Annotated in this window: 16 protein-coding genes and 1 pseudogene; 8 read left to right on the top strand and 9 right to left on the bottom strand. The window is 59.2% G+C overall.

Annotation, left to right across the window (positions count from 1 at the left end; genetic code table 11):
• Nucleotides 1-14: 14 nt before the first annotated feature.
• Nucleotides 15-1412, bottom strand: coding sequence for a hypothetical protein (locus OEG84_RS19790; RefSeq protein ID WP_267655317.1), 1398 nt, complete (start codon nucleotides 1410-1412; stop codon nucleotides 15-17).
• 11 nt (nucleotides 1413-1423) lie between these two features.
• Complete coding sequence (locus tag OEG84_RS19785; protein ID WP_267655316.1) at nucleotides 1424-1669, bottom strand: DUF2249 domain-containing protein; 246 nt, start codon at nucleotides 1667-1669, stop codon at nucleotides 1424-1426.
• 231 nt (nucleotides 1670-1900) lie between these two features.
• Between OEG84_RS19785 and OEG84_RS19780 the strand changes: the two genes are divergently transcribed.
• The 6 genes and pseudogenes from OEG84_RS19780 to OEG84_RS19755 all read left to right on the top strand — a co-directional run bounded on the left by OEG84_RS19780 (nucleotide 1901) and on the right by OEG84_RS19755 (nucleotide 5389).
• Entirely contained in the window at nucleotides 1901-2557 is a 657-nt protein-coding gene (locus OEG84_RS19780; RefSeq protein ID WP_267655315.1) for a hypothetical protein, read from the top strand.
• A complete protein-coding gene (locus tag OEG84_RS19775) occupies nucleotides 2554-2799 on the top strand; it encodes a hypothetical protein (protein WP_267655314.1) in 246 nt (81 codons plus the stop codon). The genes OEG84_RS19780 and OEG84_RS19775 overlap by 4 nt, the downstream gene beginning before the upstream one ends.
• A gap of 44 nt (nucleotides 2800-2843) precedes the next feature.
• Nucleotides 2844-3008 carry a hypothetical protein gene (locus OEG84_RS19770; protein WP_267655313.1) on the top strand — a complete coding sequence of 55 codons (165 nt, stop codon included), beginning with the start codon at nucleotides 2844-2846 and terminating at the stop codon, nucleotides 3006-3008.
• Nucleotides 3009-3221: 213 nt separating this feature from the next.
• Entirely contained in the window at nucleotides 3222-3692 is a 471-nt protein-coding gene (locus OEG84_RS19765; RefSeq protein WP_267655312.1) for an RrF2 family transcriptional regulator, read from the top strand.
• A 382-nt stretch (nucleotides 3693-4074) separates the two neighbouring features.
• Complete coding sequence (locus tag OEG84_RS19760; protein ID WP_267655311.1) at nucleotides 4075-4290, top strand: hemin uptake protein HemP; 216 nt, start codon at nucleotides 4075-4077, stop codon at nucleotides 4288-4290.
• Nucleotides 4287-5389 (top strand): annotated as a pseudogene (locus OEG84_RS19755) (alpha-hydroxy acid oxidase). Before OEG84_RS19760 ends, OEG84_RS19755 begins: the two are co-directional and overlap by 4 nt.
• Here the strand turns inward: OEG84_RS19755 and OEG84_RS19750 are convergent.
• From OEG84_RS19750 to OEG84_RS19720, 7 genes are all read right to left on the bottom strand, one after another.
• Entirely contained in the window at nucleotides 5374-6219 is an 846-nt protein-coding gene (locus OEG84_RS19750; protein ID WP_267655310.1) for an energy transducer TonB, read from the bottom strand. The pseudogene OEG84_RS19755 and the gene OEG84_RS19750 sit on opposite strands and share 16 nt — an antisense overlap.
• Complete coding sequence (exbD, locus tag OEG84_RS19745; RefSeq protein WP_267655309.1) at nucleotides 6216-6701, bottom strand: TonB system transport protein ExbD; 486 nt, start codon at nucleotides 6699-6701, stop codon at nucleotides 6216-6218. Before exbD ends, OEG84_RS19750 begins: the two co-directional genes overlap by 4 nt.
• 5 nt (nucleotides 6702-6706) lie before the next feature.
• Nucleotides 6707-7606, bottom strand: a complete 900-nt coding sequence (exbB, locus tag OEG84_RS19740) for a tonB-system energizer ExbB (RefSeq protein WP_267655308.1) — start codon at nucleotides 7604-7606, stop codon at nucleotides 6707-6709.
• Between the two features lie 3 nt (nucleotides 7607-7609).
• Nucleotides 7610-8293, bottom strand: a complete 684-nt coding sequence (locus tag OEG84_RS19735; RefSeq protein ID WP_267655307.1) for a Fe2+-dependent dioxygenase — start codon at nucleotides 8291-8293, stop codon at nucleotides 7610-7612.
• A gap of 63 nt (nucleotides 8294-8356) precedes the next feature.
• Nucleotides 8357-10786: a TonB-dependent receptor gene (locus tag OEG84_RS19730; protein ID WP_267655306.1), complete on the bottom strand. Its 2430-nt coding sequence runs from the start codon at nucleotides 10784-10786 to the stop codon at nucleotides 8357-8359.
• Nucleotides 10787-11389: 603 nt separating this feature from the next.
• A complete protein-coding gene (locus tag OEG84_RS19725) occupies nucleotides 11390-12145 on the bottom strand; it encodes an SDR family oxidoreductase (protein WP_267655305.1) in 756 nt (251 codons plus the stop codon).
• Nucleotides 12146-12441: 296 nt separating this feature from the next.
• Nucleotides 12442-13146, bottom strand: a complete 705-nt coding sequence (locus OEG84_RS19720; protein ID WP_267655304.1) for a fumarylacetoacetate hydrolase family protein — start codon at nucleotides 13144-13146, stop codon at nucleotides 12442-12444.
• 273 nt (nucleotides 13147-13419) lie between these two features.
• Between OEG84_RS19720 and OEG84_RS19715 the strand changes: the two genes are divergently transcribed.
• Both OEG84_RS19715 and tnpB read left to right on the top strand, forming a co-directional pair.
• Complete coding sequence (locus OEG84_RS19715) at nucleotides 13420-13806, top strand: transposase (RefSeq protein WP_267655302.1); 387 nt, start codon at nucleotides 13420-13422, stop codon at nucleotides 13804-13806.
• On the top strand, nucleotides 13803-14156 hold the full coding sequence (gene tnpB, locus OEG84_RS19710) for an IS66 family insertion sequence element accessory protein TnpB (protein WP_267653392.1): 354 nt from the start codon (nucleotides 13803-13805) through the stop codon (nucleotides 14154-14156). Before OEG84_RS19715 ends, tnpB begins: the two co-directional genes overlap by 4 nt.
• Nucleotides 14157-14199: the final 43 nt, after the last annotated feature.

Below are 14199 nucleotides of genomic sequence, written 5' to 3'. Positions count from 1 at the left end.
TTACTCCTTGGTTTTCAATTCGCGGGCGGGCGGGAGAACAGCAAATGCGGCCTGCGCACCGCATCCGGCCCGTCGGAGCGAGCCTCCACGTCCGAAAGAAGGCGAGCTCGCGCGAACTCGCTGATAATCCCGATGGTTGCCACAAGCATGGCAGCGGCAGCGATGCGGAACGCGGCAGCCTGGCCGACCAGCATCGCCAGAGTGCCGAACCAGACCGCCAGGAAATAAAGCCAGAACCACTTGCGGGCGCGATGCTCGACCACCAGGTCCTGCACTCTGGGGGTCGTCATCCGCCCGAGCACCGGGCCGTAACATTCGAGCCAGGTCAGGAAAGCCACGATCTTGTAGAGCTTGGCGAGGCCCAGCCCCGACAACCAGCCAAAGACCAGAAGAAACACCACCGGGCCGAGCCCGTCGGTGAACCGACCGAAGGCCGCGAGCGCAAAGGTCAGGACAAGGGCGGCCGCAAGCGAGGCCAGCGCAAAAATCGCCATGCGACTGTTGAGCTCGATAAAGCGGCGCCTGCGCGCGCGATAGAGATGGACGATGTCGGCCCCGTAGAGAACAAGCGAGACCAGCGCGAGGATGCTGCCTGCAAGAAGCGGAATGAGCAGGCTGGCGCCGGTCAACACCGCACCGATCCCGACCGCCACCACCACCACCAGGGCGGCGATGGCAAAGGCCAAAACCAGCTTCGGCCGTGCACCACCAAGTTCCGGCGCGAGCATGAACATTGCCAGCAGCCGGTAGCTCACGCCCATGGCCGTCAACGTCAGCCAGCCGCCGATGCCGGCTGCGACATGCAACGGAAGTGCTGCGCCGGCGATGGCAAGCAGGGGTTCCGAGTTCGTCTGCTGACCCAGCACGGTGGCGAAAATAACACCGAAGGTCACGGTCAACGCCAGCGAGACCAAGCCTGTGGCGACAAAACGCGCTGGCAGTGGCAGCGGCCTGGCCGGCCACAATGTACGTCCGAGGTTCCACAGCACCACGGCAAAGCCAGCACTGAGAACGACACCTGCGATCGGCAGCAGCGATGGCAGCGTCGACAGCCAACCGGCAAGCTGCAGAAAGCCGGCCAGCAGCAAGCCAAGGCCGGCCAGCACCAGCAGCAGGGCGGGCAAGGGCAATGTATCGCTGTATAGACGCCGCGCGATCAGCACCGGTGCAAACTGGAACAGTGCGCCGCACATCAGCAGGCTGAGCCAGCCGATGGTGATCACATGAACCAGGACCAACGTTTCAGGCGCGCGCAACCCTGCGGCCGGATAGCCGAAACCGGCTACCATCATGGTCTCTGCGGCGACCAGTGCCGAGAGAGCAGCAAAAAAATAGGACATCGTCCAACGGGACAGTGTGACACCAAGCATCATTTTTTCCTTGGGAATGACGCCAGTTCCGGCTGGCGCCATCCCGTGCGCCTTCAGGCAGCCTTTTCGATCTTGCCGATTGCAACGCGCCAGGCTTCGGGGCCCTGTTCGCGGTATTCCCAGGAAAATTCGCCGGGATACTCGACTTCGAGCTGGTAGTAGAGCGGCTTGGGATCGTGATCGTTGATCAGCTCGAATGATTTGCCCGGTGCGAGCGCATGGACAAGCTGGAAGATCTTGGCGTGGCGTTGTGCGGGGACGAGGCTGCGCAGGTCGACAGCGTCTGTGGCTTCGGTCATTTCTGATTTCCTTCTGTTCAAGATCAAATGCGAACGCGCGGTTACGCGCCCGGCGACCCCTGGGGAGGCTGCGGCGCGCCGGACACCTGGCCACAAGTCCAGGCTGGCGCGCCGATGGCGTCTGCGGTCGGGCAATCGTCCCGGCCGCGTCAGCCATGCCGTAATGTTCTCGTTTAAAGATACATTGTCAATGTATCTTTTATGGGTTAGAACATGACAGAACTTTTCAAGGTGAAGCCGCACGCACCAAACGGCGGGCAGCCTAGACAGTGTCGCGACGAGACGGAGCAAGCGATGGATATCATGGAATTCGGGGATTTACGGGCGATTGGCACCGCCGGGTGTGGGCATGACACGCTGGCGCAGAGCAGCGCCGGCCCCGTTCTCGGCAACAGCGAGTTGGCCGCCGACACCGACATTTTGCCGCAGCCGACAGTGCTCGATCTCGGTCTTGACTTGGGGCTTGAGGCGCTCACTCGCGCTGTTGTCGCTTCATTTCGGGCCAACAGCCACATCACCAACGTGATGACGCATATCTCAGGCGCCCGCTGGGATCAGATAGAAGACGCGCTGCGCGTGATCCTTGATCGCGGCGCACGGCCTCTTCAGCTGTCCAGGCTCGAAGCCAATATCGTTGATCTGATTTGTGCCGAACGCGGGGTGACCGGACGCATGCTTAAGCCCTATTTCCACGCGGTGCTTTGCAGGCTTTTGCCCCCCGCCGCGGCCGCCAGCCTGCAGGCTCACATCATGAGGCTGCACGAAACCACAGTCTCTGGCGTCAACGACGCGATTGCTTCCGTTGCGGACGCTGACGCGACCGTAACAACAGGGCTCGGAGTTTTACGCGACACCGGCAAATCCAAGACGCAGGGAGACGCGCGGTGACACAGCCATCCGATCATCCGCGCCTGGCCTCCGACGGGGCGGTGCTTGTTCACGAACCTGGAAAGCCAGACGTCCCGATGGATCTCGAAGCGCTGGTTCGCGATGACTATGACCGGCTGCGCATTGACGATTCTTTCGAGGATCTGAAACATAGGGCCCGTTTTTCAAAAGAGGATCGAGGTCTCTACGAAGACTGGATGAGCCTTGCCGCACAGAGGGCAGCAGACCGACAATTGCCATGACACCGCCTGTCAATGAAATCCGACAGCCACATAGGAGCAAAAACATGCCGGAACATGCCATTGAAAAGCACGAGAACACACCCAAACCCGCCGAGCCTCAGATCTACGAAACCCGCGACATCGACCAGGACAACACGCTGTTGCCAATGTTGATCGGTGGCCTGGTTGCGGTGGTGATCGGCGCGGTCGTGGTAATGATTTTCGTATGAGACAAGCGCGGAACTAACAGACCGGGTCGTTCGCCTTAGCCGTTGCAGCCGATTTCAGAACGGGGTCTGGTCGATGGACCGGGATCAGCTTCATGCACCGGCACCGCTCTGGCAGATGCGCTTCATTGCGGGTATGGATCGTGCCTGCAGGCAGGACCAGATCCGTCGCGCATCGAGCTCCAGAGGCGATGGCCAACAATACCAGGGAACCCCATGAAACTGACCACTTTCTCAGACTATGCGTTACGGGTGCTGATGTATGCGGGGGCTGCGGGTGAACGGCTGGTGACCATCGAGGAAACGGCCAAGGCCTACCGGGTATCCCAAGCCCATCTGATGAAAGTCGTCAACATGCTGACCAAGGCCGGGTATTTGCGCGGCGTTCGCGGCCGTTCCGGCGGGTTTACGCTGGCCAAACCCGCCGAACAGATAAACCTCGGTGCGGTGATGCGGGCCACCGAAGTGGACTTCGCACTGGTAGAATGCCTGACACCCTCCAATCAGTGCGTCATTTCCGGCTGCTGCCGATTGCCCAGCCTGATGAATCAGGCGCTCAACGCCTTCATGGCCACGTTCGATCAGTATACGCTTGCCGACATCATGTTGTCGCCGCGGGATTTTGCGCTGTCTGCCGCACCAGAAGGCGAAATCCGCGCGCCGGTGCTGCCGAATGCCGGCCAATAGTCCCTGACATCTGCAGTCAAAACGATCTGCATCACGCGCCTGCGCCGTTATTGACCGCACGCGGGGCGGTCCCCGATCGGTGGCCTTGTACATCCCAGCGATCGGCCTGCAGACAGGCCCGAACAATTACCCTTCAGTTGGACATGCCCCGCCAAGGGGTTCTTCTGCTTACGCGATCAGAGTCTGGACCGATGAGGGCGAAAAATGAAGCGAACGCGGGCGTTTGAAAATGGCGATCGAAAGTGGCAAAAACCGTGTCACCAAAGCCGTTCGGGTGGTGGACAAGCAGGGTCAAATTAAATATGAGTATTTTTATCATGTATTTCAAATGCGCCTAACACCGCTTCCACGGATGAGGTCGAGCGCCAGATAGAGTGTTTTCATGCGTAAAACCGATAGCCAGTCGCCGCCGTCCCCGGAGTCTGACCTGTCAGCCTCCCCGACGCCTCAGTCCGCGATGCCTGAAGGTGACGCCTCGGCAGCGGTAATTGCATCGAGTGCACTGTTTGGAGATCGCCGCGAAATCAGCATATCGCATGAAAATCTGCTCTACCGGTTGCGCATCACCCGGCAGGGCAAACTCATCCTCTACAAATGACATCGGCAACCTTGCAGCCAACCTTGCGCGATTATGAAAGCCAAGCTCGCCAGATTCTGAGCGCCGATCGGGCAGCGTATTTCTTCGGTGGCGCAGGTGATGAACTGACGCTTGAAACCAATCACAAAGCTTTTTCCAGGATCGAGTTGCTGCCGCGCATGCTGGCCGATATGCGGAATGGTTCCACCAAGCTTACTCTGCTTGGCCAGCCCATGGCGCATCCGATTCTGGTCGCGCCCGTGGCCTACCAGAAACTGGTTCATCCTTATGGCGAAACAGCCATGGCTATCGGAGCGGCCGCGCAGGACGCGGCACTGGTGCTGAGCGCGCAAAGCAGCATCGACGCCGCCGATGTTCGGGCTGCCAGCACCGCCTGCACCTGGTTCCAGCTTTATTGGGGGCCCAGCCGCGAGGCCAATCTGGCGTTTGTGCAGCGGGTGGCTGACCTCGGGTTCAGCGCCATCGTGCTGACTGTCGATGCCCCGGTCCAGGGTGTCCGTGACCGCGAGATCCGCACCGGTTTCCGGCTACCTGCCGAAATTTCTGCGATCAATCTGGCAGGCATGCCTGCGCCACGTTTCGCACCGCTTGAACAAGGCGAGTCGATGCTGTTTGACCGTATTGCCCATGTCGCGCCGGGATGGGCGGATGTGGAGTGGCTTTGCCGGAACTCCCCCTGCCTGTAATCCTGAAAGGCATCGTCCACCCTGGTGATGCCCGGCTGGCTACCGAAGCCGGCGCCAGCGCCATCGTCGTCTCCAACCATGGCGGCAGAATTCTTGATACTGTGCCGGCCACCATCACATTGCTGCCTGCTATCGTGAAGGCTTGCGACGGGGCCGTTCCGATATTGATGGACGGCGGTGTTCGGCGTGGTACCGACATTTTCAAGGCGCTGGCGCTGGGGGCCACGGCGGTGCTGGTTGGACGTGCAGCGATTTCCGGCCTGGCTGCTGCCGGGGCTGCCGGTGTCAGCCATGTGCTCAGGTTGCTGCGTGACGAGTTCGAGATCGCCATGATGCTGACCGGCTGCCGCACACTGGCCGACATCACGCCAGACCTCATTTATCGACCGGACGCAATTTACCGGAACGAGTAGCGGATTGGCGCCAGCAGCGTGAAGCGGTCGCCTTCGAGGTAGCTTGGCGGGGTCGGCAATTTGCCGATCTGGTCAAAGACAGCGAGTGCCGCCTCATCAAGCACCGGCCACCCCGACGATGTCTCGATCTCAGACGACAAGATTGTTCCATACTGGTCGAGCGTGAAGCGGACCCGTACCTCGCCCTCGATCCGTTTTTCGCGTGCCAGCGCAGGGTACTTCCGGAGCTTGCTGATTCTGAGCACGATATTGCGCTGCCATTTGCGCACCTCCGCCTTCTGTTCCGCGGTCAGTCCCTCGCCGGTCGCCTTGACCGTTTCGGCGGTTTCTTCCGTGGCAACAGCGGCGACAGAAGCATCGGCCGCATCACTTTTCTGAGCGCCGGCGGCGCTCGGCTGGTCGGCGTCTTCCGGCTTGTACTCGGCGGCGATCTCGTGCGCGAGCTTGTCGGTCTCTTCAGCCGGCTCAGGACTGGCCACGCCGAATTTCAGGCTTTCATCCTCCACCTTGTAAGGAATCTGGCTCAGCATCGGTTCTTCCGCAGCTTTGGCCGGGTCGACCACTTCCGGGCTTTCGGTAATGGTCGGCGCTTCAGCGGATTCGTCAGCTTCGGCGCTGTCTTCCGCCATATCAACAGGGGCTGCAATCAGGTCCGAGAGGTCAAACATGATGGCTCCGGTAATGCCTGTATCCACCGCCGGTTTGATCACGGCGGCGGGCTGATCCCGCAAGGCCAGATAGGACAGTCCGCCATGAAGGCCAACACTTGCCACCGCCGCACATGCCCAGAACCAGATGCCGGAGGGGGCACGCTGATAAATCAGGCTCATGGCTGCTGCCCTGTAGCAGTGGACGGTACAGTAGCGCTGCCCACCGGCTGTTGTTCCTCCGGCGGCAATGCATTTTCATCCAGCCCCACCAGTCCGATCTTCAAAAAACCATCGGCCCTGAGAATATTCATTACGCGAATGAACTCACCATAGGGCACCGATTTGTCAGCGCGAATGTAGAGCCGGGTGTCGCGTTTTTGCAGGGTGGCAATCCCGACATCAACGTAGAGCCGCTCAAACGTCGTCTTGGTCTCGCCGACTGACAGCTCCAAGTCTTCGGCAATGGTGATGAACACCGGCTTGAGCGGCCGCTGCGGCGGCTCGGCAACCGCAACCGGCAGTTCCACCGGAATATCCACCGTCGACAGCGGCGCGGCGATCATGAAGATGATCAACAGCACCAGCATCACATCGATGAAGGGCGTGATGTTGATGTCGTGGTTTTCTGCCAGTTCGTCGTCATCGCCAATTCTACCAGCCATGGCGCTTACTCCGCAGCCTCGGCAAGGTCAGGCATTTGTGCAACCGGCACCCCGATCACCACACCTTTGCGGCCTTGCTCGGCGAAATCGAGATCACGCGACAACGTGCGTTCGACCAGTGCAGCCGCGTCGGCCAGCATGACCTTGTATCCGCCGATTCCGCGCGCAACCAGATTGTAAAAGATCACGGCCGGAATTGCCGCCACCAGACCGATAGCGGTGGCCAGCAGCGCTTCGGCAATCCCCGGCGCGACAACCGCCAGATTGGTGGTGTTGCTCTCGGAAATCGAAATGAAGCTGTTCATGATGCCCCAAACCGTTCCGAACAGGCCGACAAAGGGAGCAGTCGAGCCGATATTGGCGAGAATGCCGGTGCCCGACATCATGCTCCTGGCAGCCCCGGCTTCGATCCGCGCAAGCTCTGAGGAAACGCGCTCCTTGATGCCGGCCTTGTCGCCGGGTTTGTCGAGGCCCCCGGCGCTGCTGCGCTCGCGCTCCCGTACCGCCGCATGCAGCATGCGGTTAACAATACCATTGCCCCTCGCGAAGATCGCGTGAACCCCGCTCAGGGTTCCATGTCCGTCCAGCCGGCGAAAACTGCTTTTGAGCCTGGCCTTCTGCCACAGCAGGTCCGCGGTCTTTGCAAAGAAGATGACCCATGTCAGCACGGAGGCAAAGGCCAGCGAGAGCATTACCGCTTTGACAACCCAGTCGGCTGCCATGAACATGCCGATGGCACTCAATTCGTCTTCGCCGGCTTGATGGAACCAGGCCGAAAGAGCGTTCACAACACCGCCAAGCCACTCGCCCTGAATGGAGGACTGGGTGGCGTCTTGCGCAACGGCGCTCCCCGTCAGCACCATGAGTGTGATCAGGGCGGCATATCGGATCGGTTTCGTCTTCATGGTCTAGGTCTCTGCCCATGTGCGGATGAGATTGTGATAAATGCCGGTCAGGCGAACGACTTCACTGTCTCCTGTTCCCAGACGCCCGGCGAGCGACTGGATTGTCTGATCAAGATCGAACAGCATGGTGCGGTGCGCGTCCGAGCGGATCATGCTTTGCAGCCAGAAAAAGGATGCGACCCGCGCACCGCGTGTGACCGGCACCACCTGGTGGAGACTGGTCGACGGATAGAGCACCATGTGGCCCGCTTCCAGCTTGACCTCCTGAGCGCCGTAATGATCTTCAACGATCAGTTCGCCGCCGTCATATTCGTCCGGTTCGCTCAGGAACACCGTCATTGACAGGTCGGTTCTCAGCCGCTCCTGCGTGAGGTGATTGAGGCGGATGGCATTGTCGACATGGATGCCGAAAGTCTCTCCCGTCTCGTAGCGGTTGAACATTGGCGGCAGGATTCTGAGCGGCAGGGCAGCCGACAGAAAGAGCTGATTTGCGGAAAGTTTCTGCAGCAGGAATTGACCGAGCTTGAGCGCAGTCTCGCTCGATACCGGCAATTGCTGGTTCTGCTTGACTGCCTCCGACTGGACCCCAGCGGTCTTAGCGCCAGACTCCCACTCGGCCTCATCGAGGGCTTCGCGGAACTGGCGCACCTCATCCTTGCTCAGGATATCGGGAATTGTGATCAGCATCTGGCTATCCCATTAAAATGCGCTCCGGATGTTTGCCGCCCGGAACGCAGTGTCGACCAGGTCCTAGAACTTGGCTTTCAGGTTGAACGAGAACTCGCGGCCGGGCGCCACATAGGTAAATGGCGAGCCGGAGCGGTAGCCGGAGTCGTAATAGGTCGTGTCAGCCACATTGGTGACGTTGAACTGCAGCTCCGCATGCTCCGAGAACTCGTAGGTCGCCAGCAGGTCGAAGGTCGTGTAGTCCGGCAAGGTATTGCCATTTGCCGACACGCTTCCAAGATTCCTGCCGCCGGCGTAGGTCACCCTCGCCCCCAGCGTGAGTTGGTCGTTGTACTTGTAGGTCCCCAGAAGACTGAATTGCTGGTGGGCGATATTGGCAATATCCTTGCCGACTTCACTGGGCGTGAAGCTTTCGAGGATTTCGCTGTCCATCAACACGACGCCACCGAACAGGCTGATCCGGTCTGTCAGATTACCCGACACGCCCAGTTCAACGCCCGACATCCGGTACTTCAGAGTATCGAGGTACTGGGTGGGCAGCGGACCACCACGGCCATCTGGATCATAATCCTCCCGCGCGTTCGATTTCACGGTCTGGAAGACGGCAGCCGTCAGCAGCAGATTGTCACTGTATTCATATTTGACACCCACCTCATAGGACATGTTGCGTTCCGGAGACAGCAGCGCGCCGCCATCATCAAGCCCACCGTAGAAGCTGCCACCGGCAGCAATTTCCTGCCCCGAAGGGTTCGAGGAACTGGCGATTGCCGCGTAGAGGCTGGTATTCTCCCAGGGCTTGTAGGTGATGCCGGCATTCCAGTTGAACAACGTGTCCTTGCGTGACAGATCCGACGAGCCGGAACTGCGCTCGTTGTCATAGAAATCGACGCGGACACCGCCATTGACCAGCCATTGCTCGTTGAGCTCGATCGTGTCGAGCGCATAAAGCGATGTCGTGCGAACCTTGGTAAGGGTCGCCGAATTCCCCAGCACCGGCGCTTCACCCGCCCAGCAGCCTTCGGCAACCGGGTTCGGGTTGACGGCCGTGACCGTACAACCGCGTTGCCCGGCCGGAGGCAGGTAATCTTCGCTCTGCAGGTTCTGATAGCCGCGTGTATTGACCCGCTCGTCGCTGTAGCTCAGCCCTGCCACATAGGTGTGGGCAACCCCGCCCAGCATGGTTTCGCCAGCCAGTTCCAGCACATCGGAGAACACATCGGTCTCCTGGTACCGGCTCTTGAAACTCAAGGCCACCTGCCAGTCATTGATATCGTTCGAACCGTTGGTGATCAGGCTGCTGGGGGCTGTGAGCACGTAATCATTGATTGAGTGGGAGTAGCGCGCGGTATTGCTCAGTTTGAGACTGTCGTTGAGTTCATAGATCGTCTTGATTGTGCCGACGGTCTGCGTCACGTCCTGGTAATCGCGCCCAACCACGCCGTAAAAGGTTGCACGGTCGACACCATATTCGGTCACCGGGCCACCATTGTTCGACATATATGGCACGCCCCAATCCGGGGTCTGGTTGATGACCGTGTGCGCCACGTCGGCCTCAATAGTAAACTGATCGCTAGGCTTGATGGTCGCTGCCGCGGCAAAGCCACGCCGGTCATCCTCGACATTGTCACGGCCCGCGACATTGCCATCCTGAACCAGCGCATTCATGCGGATCTGGACCTGCTCGTTGAAAGCATGATTGAAATCGATCGTGGCGCGTTTGGTCTTCGCGCTGGTCAATGTCGTCGACGCATCGAAGAACGAGACGTCCTTGGCCTTCTTTGACACAATATCCAGCGCACCGCCGGTTGTGCCGCGGCCGCCGATGGTCCCGGCAGGTCCCTTGATCACCTCGATCTGTTCGGTGTTAAAAGTCTCATGCACGCTAGTGCCGGAATCACGGATACCATCAACATAGAGATCGTTGTTGGCCTTGAAGCCGCGAATGTAGATGTTGTCGCCGAAGGAGTTGCCGCCCTCGCCGAACCCCAGCGAGATGCCCGGTGTGGTGCGGGCAATTTCACGAACCGATGTCATGCCGGTGGCTTCCAGAACTTCTTTGCCGATAGCTGTTACGGTGCGCGGCGTATCGGCAATGCTTCCGGGCAAGCGCGAATTGGCCAGGCGATCGCTTTTGAATGGCGCATCCGGATCGGCATAGGGATTGCCTCGGGCGATTTCCTTGGCCTTGGCGGCAGCTTCAGCCACTGCCCTGGCTTCGGCTTCAGCGCGCTGATTGGCTTCTTCAAGTGCTGCAGCACGTGCGGCAGCGGCATCTGCCTGACGCTGCGCCCTGGCCGCTGCGGCGCGTTGTGCGGCGCGCCTGCTGGCAGCAGCGGCCTGCTGCTTGGCGGCGGCAACCGCAGCTGCAGGCTCCTTTTGCTGTGTGGTTTCAACTTCAACGGTGGGAAGAACGATGGTCTCGCCATCCTGCGCCAATACGTGATGCGATCCCACGGCAACAAAGCAAGCCGCTGCCACTGTGGCAGTCAACATGTCTGAAATCTGCGAGTGCGAATTTTTTCGGCAGCCGGAAACCGGCGCGCCCCTGAGCGAGACTTTCATGTCCCATCCCCCATTTTGAATGTGCAATGATCGGTGAGCCTCCCGAACGGACATACCGCTGAGAGAAGTCTGTTGGCTGGCTCACGATCCACAAACGGGGGACAGTTGGCGGGCTACAATGAGCGGTCTAATAGTTGACTTTTTTTGTCATGTAAAGAACGCCAGCACAGGCGGAAGGTTGAGCCGTGCCTCAAAGCGCAAAACCACCACCGTCAAAAGCGATCTATTTATTTGTTTTAATTGGGTTTCGAAGGATGAGAGAAGTGCGGTGAAAATTTAGTCATTGCGGAATTACGGAGGCAATGTGGCATTTTCGATACAGATTCTCGATGCCATTTGGTTGCTCGCCCGCCAACCGGATCGCCCGCCCGAGATACGCACACGAGTGATCGCACCAGCGATTCCGGTCAGCAACAACACCCTGAGTCCCGAGTGGGTCATGGCTCGAAACGCTCCAGGCACGCAGTCAGCGCCGCAACCACGGCGGATGGGCCGCGGCCTGCGGTACTCGTGAATGAGAAGCGCCGATCTCTTTCAAAGCGAAGCGGTGAGGCCCCCGTCGACATAAAGAACATGCCCGTTGACGAAGGAGGACGCAGACGAAGACAGGAAGATGCAGGCGCCGACGAGTTCGTCGACCTTGCCCCAGCGGCCGGCCGGCGTGCGTTTTTCGAGCCAGGTGGTAAAATCGGCGTCAGCAACCAGCGCAGCGTTCAGCGGCGTGTCGAAATAGCCCGGCGCAATCGCGTTGCATTGCAGGCCGTATTTGGCCCAGTCTGTCGCCATGCCCTTGGTGAGGTTGCCGACGGCCCCCTTGGTCGCTGTATAGGGAGCGATGCCGGGGCGGGCGAGCGCCGTCTGAACGCTGGCGATATTGATGATCTTGCCCGCGCCGCGCTTGATCATGTGGCGGGCGACGGCCTGGCCAACATTGAAGACGGTAGAGATATTGGTCCTGAGCAATTGCTCGAAGGCATCGGCTGGGAACTCCTCCAGCGGAGCCCGATGCTGCATACCGGCATTGTTGACGAGGATGTCGATTGCCCCGGTCTCGGCTTCGAAGGTATCGACGGCCTTGCGCACGACTTCATGATCGGTAGCGTCAAAGGCCAGCAGGTGTTTTGCCCCAAGGCTTTCCGCGGCTGCTTTCAGCTTGGCCTCGTCGCGGCCGTTCAAGATGATATCGGCGCCGGCAGCGGCGAGGCCACGGGCCAGGGCCAACCCGATTCCCTGAGAGGAACCGGTCACAAGAGCGCGCTTGCCGGTCAGGTTGAAGAGGTCGGTGGACATGGTATCTCCCGGAACAATTTACTCTTCTCTAGCAGATAAAGGCACCCCGGGTCTTGATCGATTGCCCCATGTGTTTTGCTTCAAATGCTCCGCACGTTTTCTACTCGGATCAGATTCAATAAACCAGCCTTGCAACACGACGGTTTTCCAGCCCCTTTCCGGATCATCAGTCTCGCAGAACTCCAAACCCTGTCCATGTCGCGCAAAGATGAGCAGCGGTTTTGCGCGACATGGATAAACATAGACCCAATACGGGTCACCCGGATCCGGTTTGACACTGTACGCTCTGGCGTCTGTCAGACGACGTGGACTTCAAGATCGCCAACACCGGCGACATGCCCTGTGAGGACATCACCTCGATTGACTGGGCCAACACCGGAAGGCGTTCCCGACAATATGATATCGCCCGGCATCAACGTAAACAGACCCGAAAGGTAGGAAATCATTTCCGGTACTTTCCAAATCATCTGGTTGAGATCTCCGGTCTGTTTCCGCTCGCCGTTGACATCCAACCAGACAGCACCTTGAGTAGGATGGCCGCTGGCAGTGGCGGGAACGATTGGCGTGCATGGCGCCGCCCCCTCAAACGCCTTGCCTACTTCCCAGGGGCGGCCCATCTTCTTGGCCTCCCCCTGAAGGTCGCGCCGGGTCATATCCAAGGCGACCCCGTATCCGTAGATGCAATCAAGCGCCTTATCGAGGGCAATACCCGTTCCCCCGCTTTTAAGGGCCACCAGCATTTCGATCTCGTAGTGAACGTCTTTCGATGCAGGAGGATAGGAGAACATGCCGCTGCAATCCAGATTGTCAGGGTTCTTCTGAAAGAAAAATGGGGGCTCCTTATCGGGGTCATGACCCATTTCAACTGCGTGCGCGGCATAGTTCCGCCCCACGCAATAAACCCGGTGCACGGGGAACATGTTATCGGTGCCGGCCACTGGAATAGCCGGAATTTCTGTCGGTTCGATAACGTATTTCTCGGCTACACTACGCATTTTCATTGTCTTTCTCCTGCATAAAATTCGACTTTCCCTTCGACCTTCTTGATCAACTCGGCCACCAGCAGGGCGAATGCGAAGAGGATCATGTTAAGAGCCAGAATTCGGCCATTGTTCAAATCCCCAAATCTGCCCCACGGGCGCCAATGTCAGACAAACAAGGGACAGGACGTTGTGCCGGAGGAACTTGTCTGTAAGCGGTGTTCTGTCCCCACATTGCCCTGTCATCGCTGATCTGTGATCGGCTTTCCATGGATGAGCGAAGGGAGTTTCTCCATGGACACTACACTGGAGATACTCACGACTGGGAAGACCGGTCGTGAGCGACATCGCCGTTGGCCTGATGAGGTCAAGGCCAAGATCGTTTCGGAAAGTCTGCGCCCGGACGTGACGGTGAATCAGGTGGCAGAGCGCTACGGGTTGAAGCCCAACCATTTGTCTGCTTGGCGCGCGATGGCACGGCAGGGCAAATTGGTTTTGCCTGCGCCCGAAGATGCGATGGAATTCGCAGCGATGGTCGTCGAGACGCCATCTGCCGAACCGCCGGCCAAAGAAGTCAGCCGTCCCGAGATCATTGTCGGCCCTGTCACGATCCGCCTGGAGGAAGGTGCATCGACCGCTCGGGTCGTGGCTGTTGCACGTGCGCTTGCGACCTCGGCATGATCTTTCCATCAAACCGCGTGCGGATCATGGTGGCGACGAAGCCTGTGGACTTCCGCAAGGGCCATGACGGCTTGGCTGCGCTGGTGAAGAACGAGTTGCGCAAAGACCCGTTCACTGGAACGGTGTTCGTGTTCCGGTCACGCAAGGCGGATCGGTTGAAGCTGATCTACTGGGATGGCAGCGGTCTTGTGATGGCCTACAAGCGACTGGAAGATCACACCTTCACTTGGCCGGGTATCAGAGATGGCCTAATGACATTGGGCCATGCTCAGTTCGAAGCGCTGTTTGCGGGCCTCGACTGGCGACGCGTTCGTTCCGTGGAAACGAGAGCACCGGAGGCCATCGAATAGCTGCGGCACGATGACTCGGGTGGCAAATACCAAAGGCAATTCG

This window comes from Hoeflea algicola (assembly GCF_026619415.1).
GTDB classification, from domain to species: Bacteria; Pseudomonadota; Alphaproteobacteria; order Rhizobiales; family Rhizobiaceae; genus Hoeflea; species Hoeflea algicola.
Note: the sequence above shows the minus strand (reverse complement) of the source record. Positions and strands in the feature narration are given on the sequence as shown.

Coding starts and splice junctions, on each gene's coding strand:
- OEG84_RS19790 (WP_267655317.1), bottom strand. CDS start 1,412: ATGGCGCCAGCCGGAACTGGCGTCATTCCCAAGGAAAAAATGATGCTT.
- OEG84_RS19785 (WP_267655316.1), bottom strand. CDS start 1,669: ATGACCGAAGCCACAGACGCTGTCGACCTGCGCAGCCTCGTCCCCGCA.
- OEG84_RS19770 (WP_267655313.1), top strand. CDS start 2,844: ATGCCGGAACATGCCATTGAAAAGCACGAGAACACACCCAAACCCGCC.
- OEG84_RS19765 (WP_267655312.1), top strand. CDS start 3,222: ATGAAACTGACCACTTTCTCAGACTATGCGTTACGGGTGCTGATGTAT.
- OEG84_RS19760 (WP_267655311.1), top strand. CDS start 4,075: ATGCGTAAAACCGATAGCCAGTCGCCGCCGTCCCCGGAGTCTGACCTG.
- OEG84_RS19750 (WP_267655310.1), bottom strand. CDS start 6,219: ATGAGCCTGATTTATCAGCGTGCCCCCTCCGGCATCTGGTTCTGGGCA.
- exbD (WP_267655309.1), bottom strand. CDS start 6,701: ATGGCTGGTAGAATTGGCGATGACGACGAACTGGCAGAAAACCACGAC.
- exbB (WP_267655308.1), bottom strand. CDS start 7,606: ATGAAGACGAAACCGATCCGATATGCCGCCCTGATCACACTCATGGTG.
- OEG84_RS19735 (WP_267655307.1), bottom strand. CDS start 8,293: ATGCTGATCACAATTCCCGATATCCTGAGCAAGGATGAGGTGCGCCAG.
- OEG84_RS19730 (WP_267655306.1), bottom strand. CDS start 10,786: ATGTTGACTGCCACAGTGGCAGCGGCTTGCTTTGTTGCCGTGGGATCG.
- OEG84_RS19725 (WP_267655305.1), bottom strand. CDS start 12,145: ATGTCCACCGACCTCTTCAACCTGACCGGCAAGCGCGCTCTTGTGACC.
- OEG84_RS19720 (WP_267655304.1), bottom strand. CDS start 13,146: ATGAAAATGCGTAGTGTAGCCGAGAAATACGTTATCGAACCGACAGAA.
- OEG84_RS19715 (WP_267655302.1), top strand. CDS start 13,420: ATGGACACTACACTGGAGATACTCACGACTGGGAAGACCGGTCGTGAG.
- tnpB (WP_267653392.1), top strand. CDS start 13,803: ATGATCTTTCCATCAAACCGCGTGCGGATCATGGTGGCGACGAAGCCT.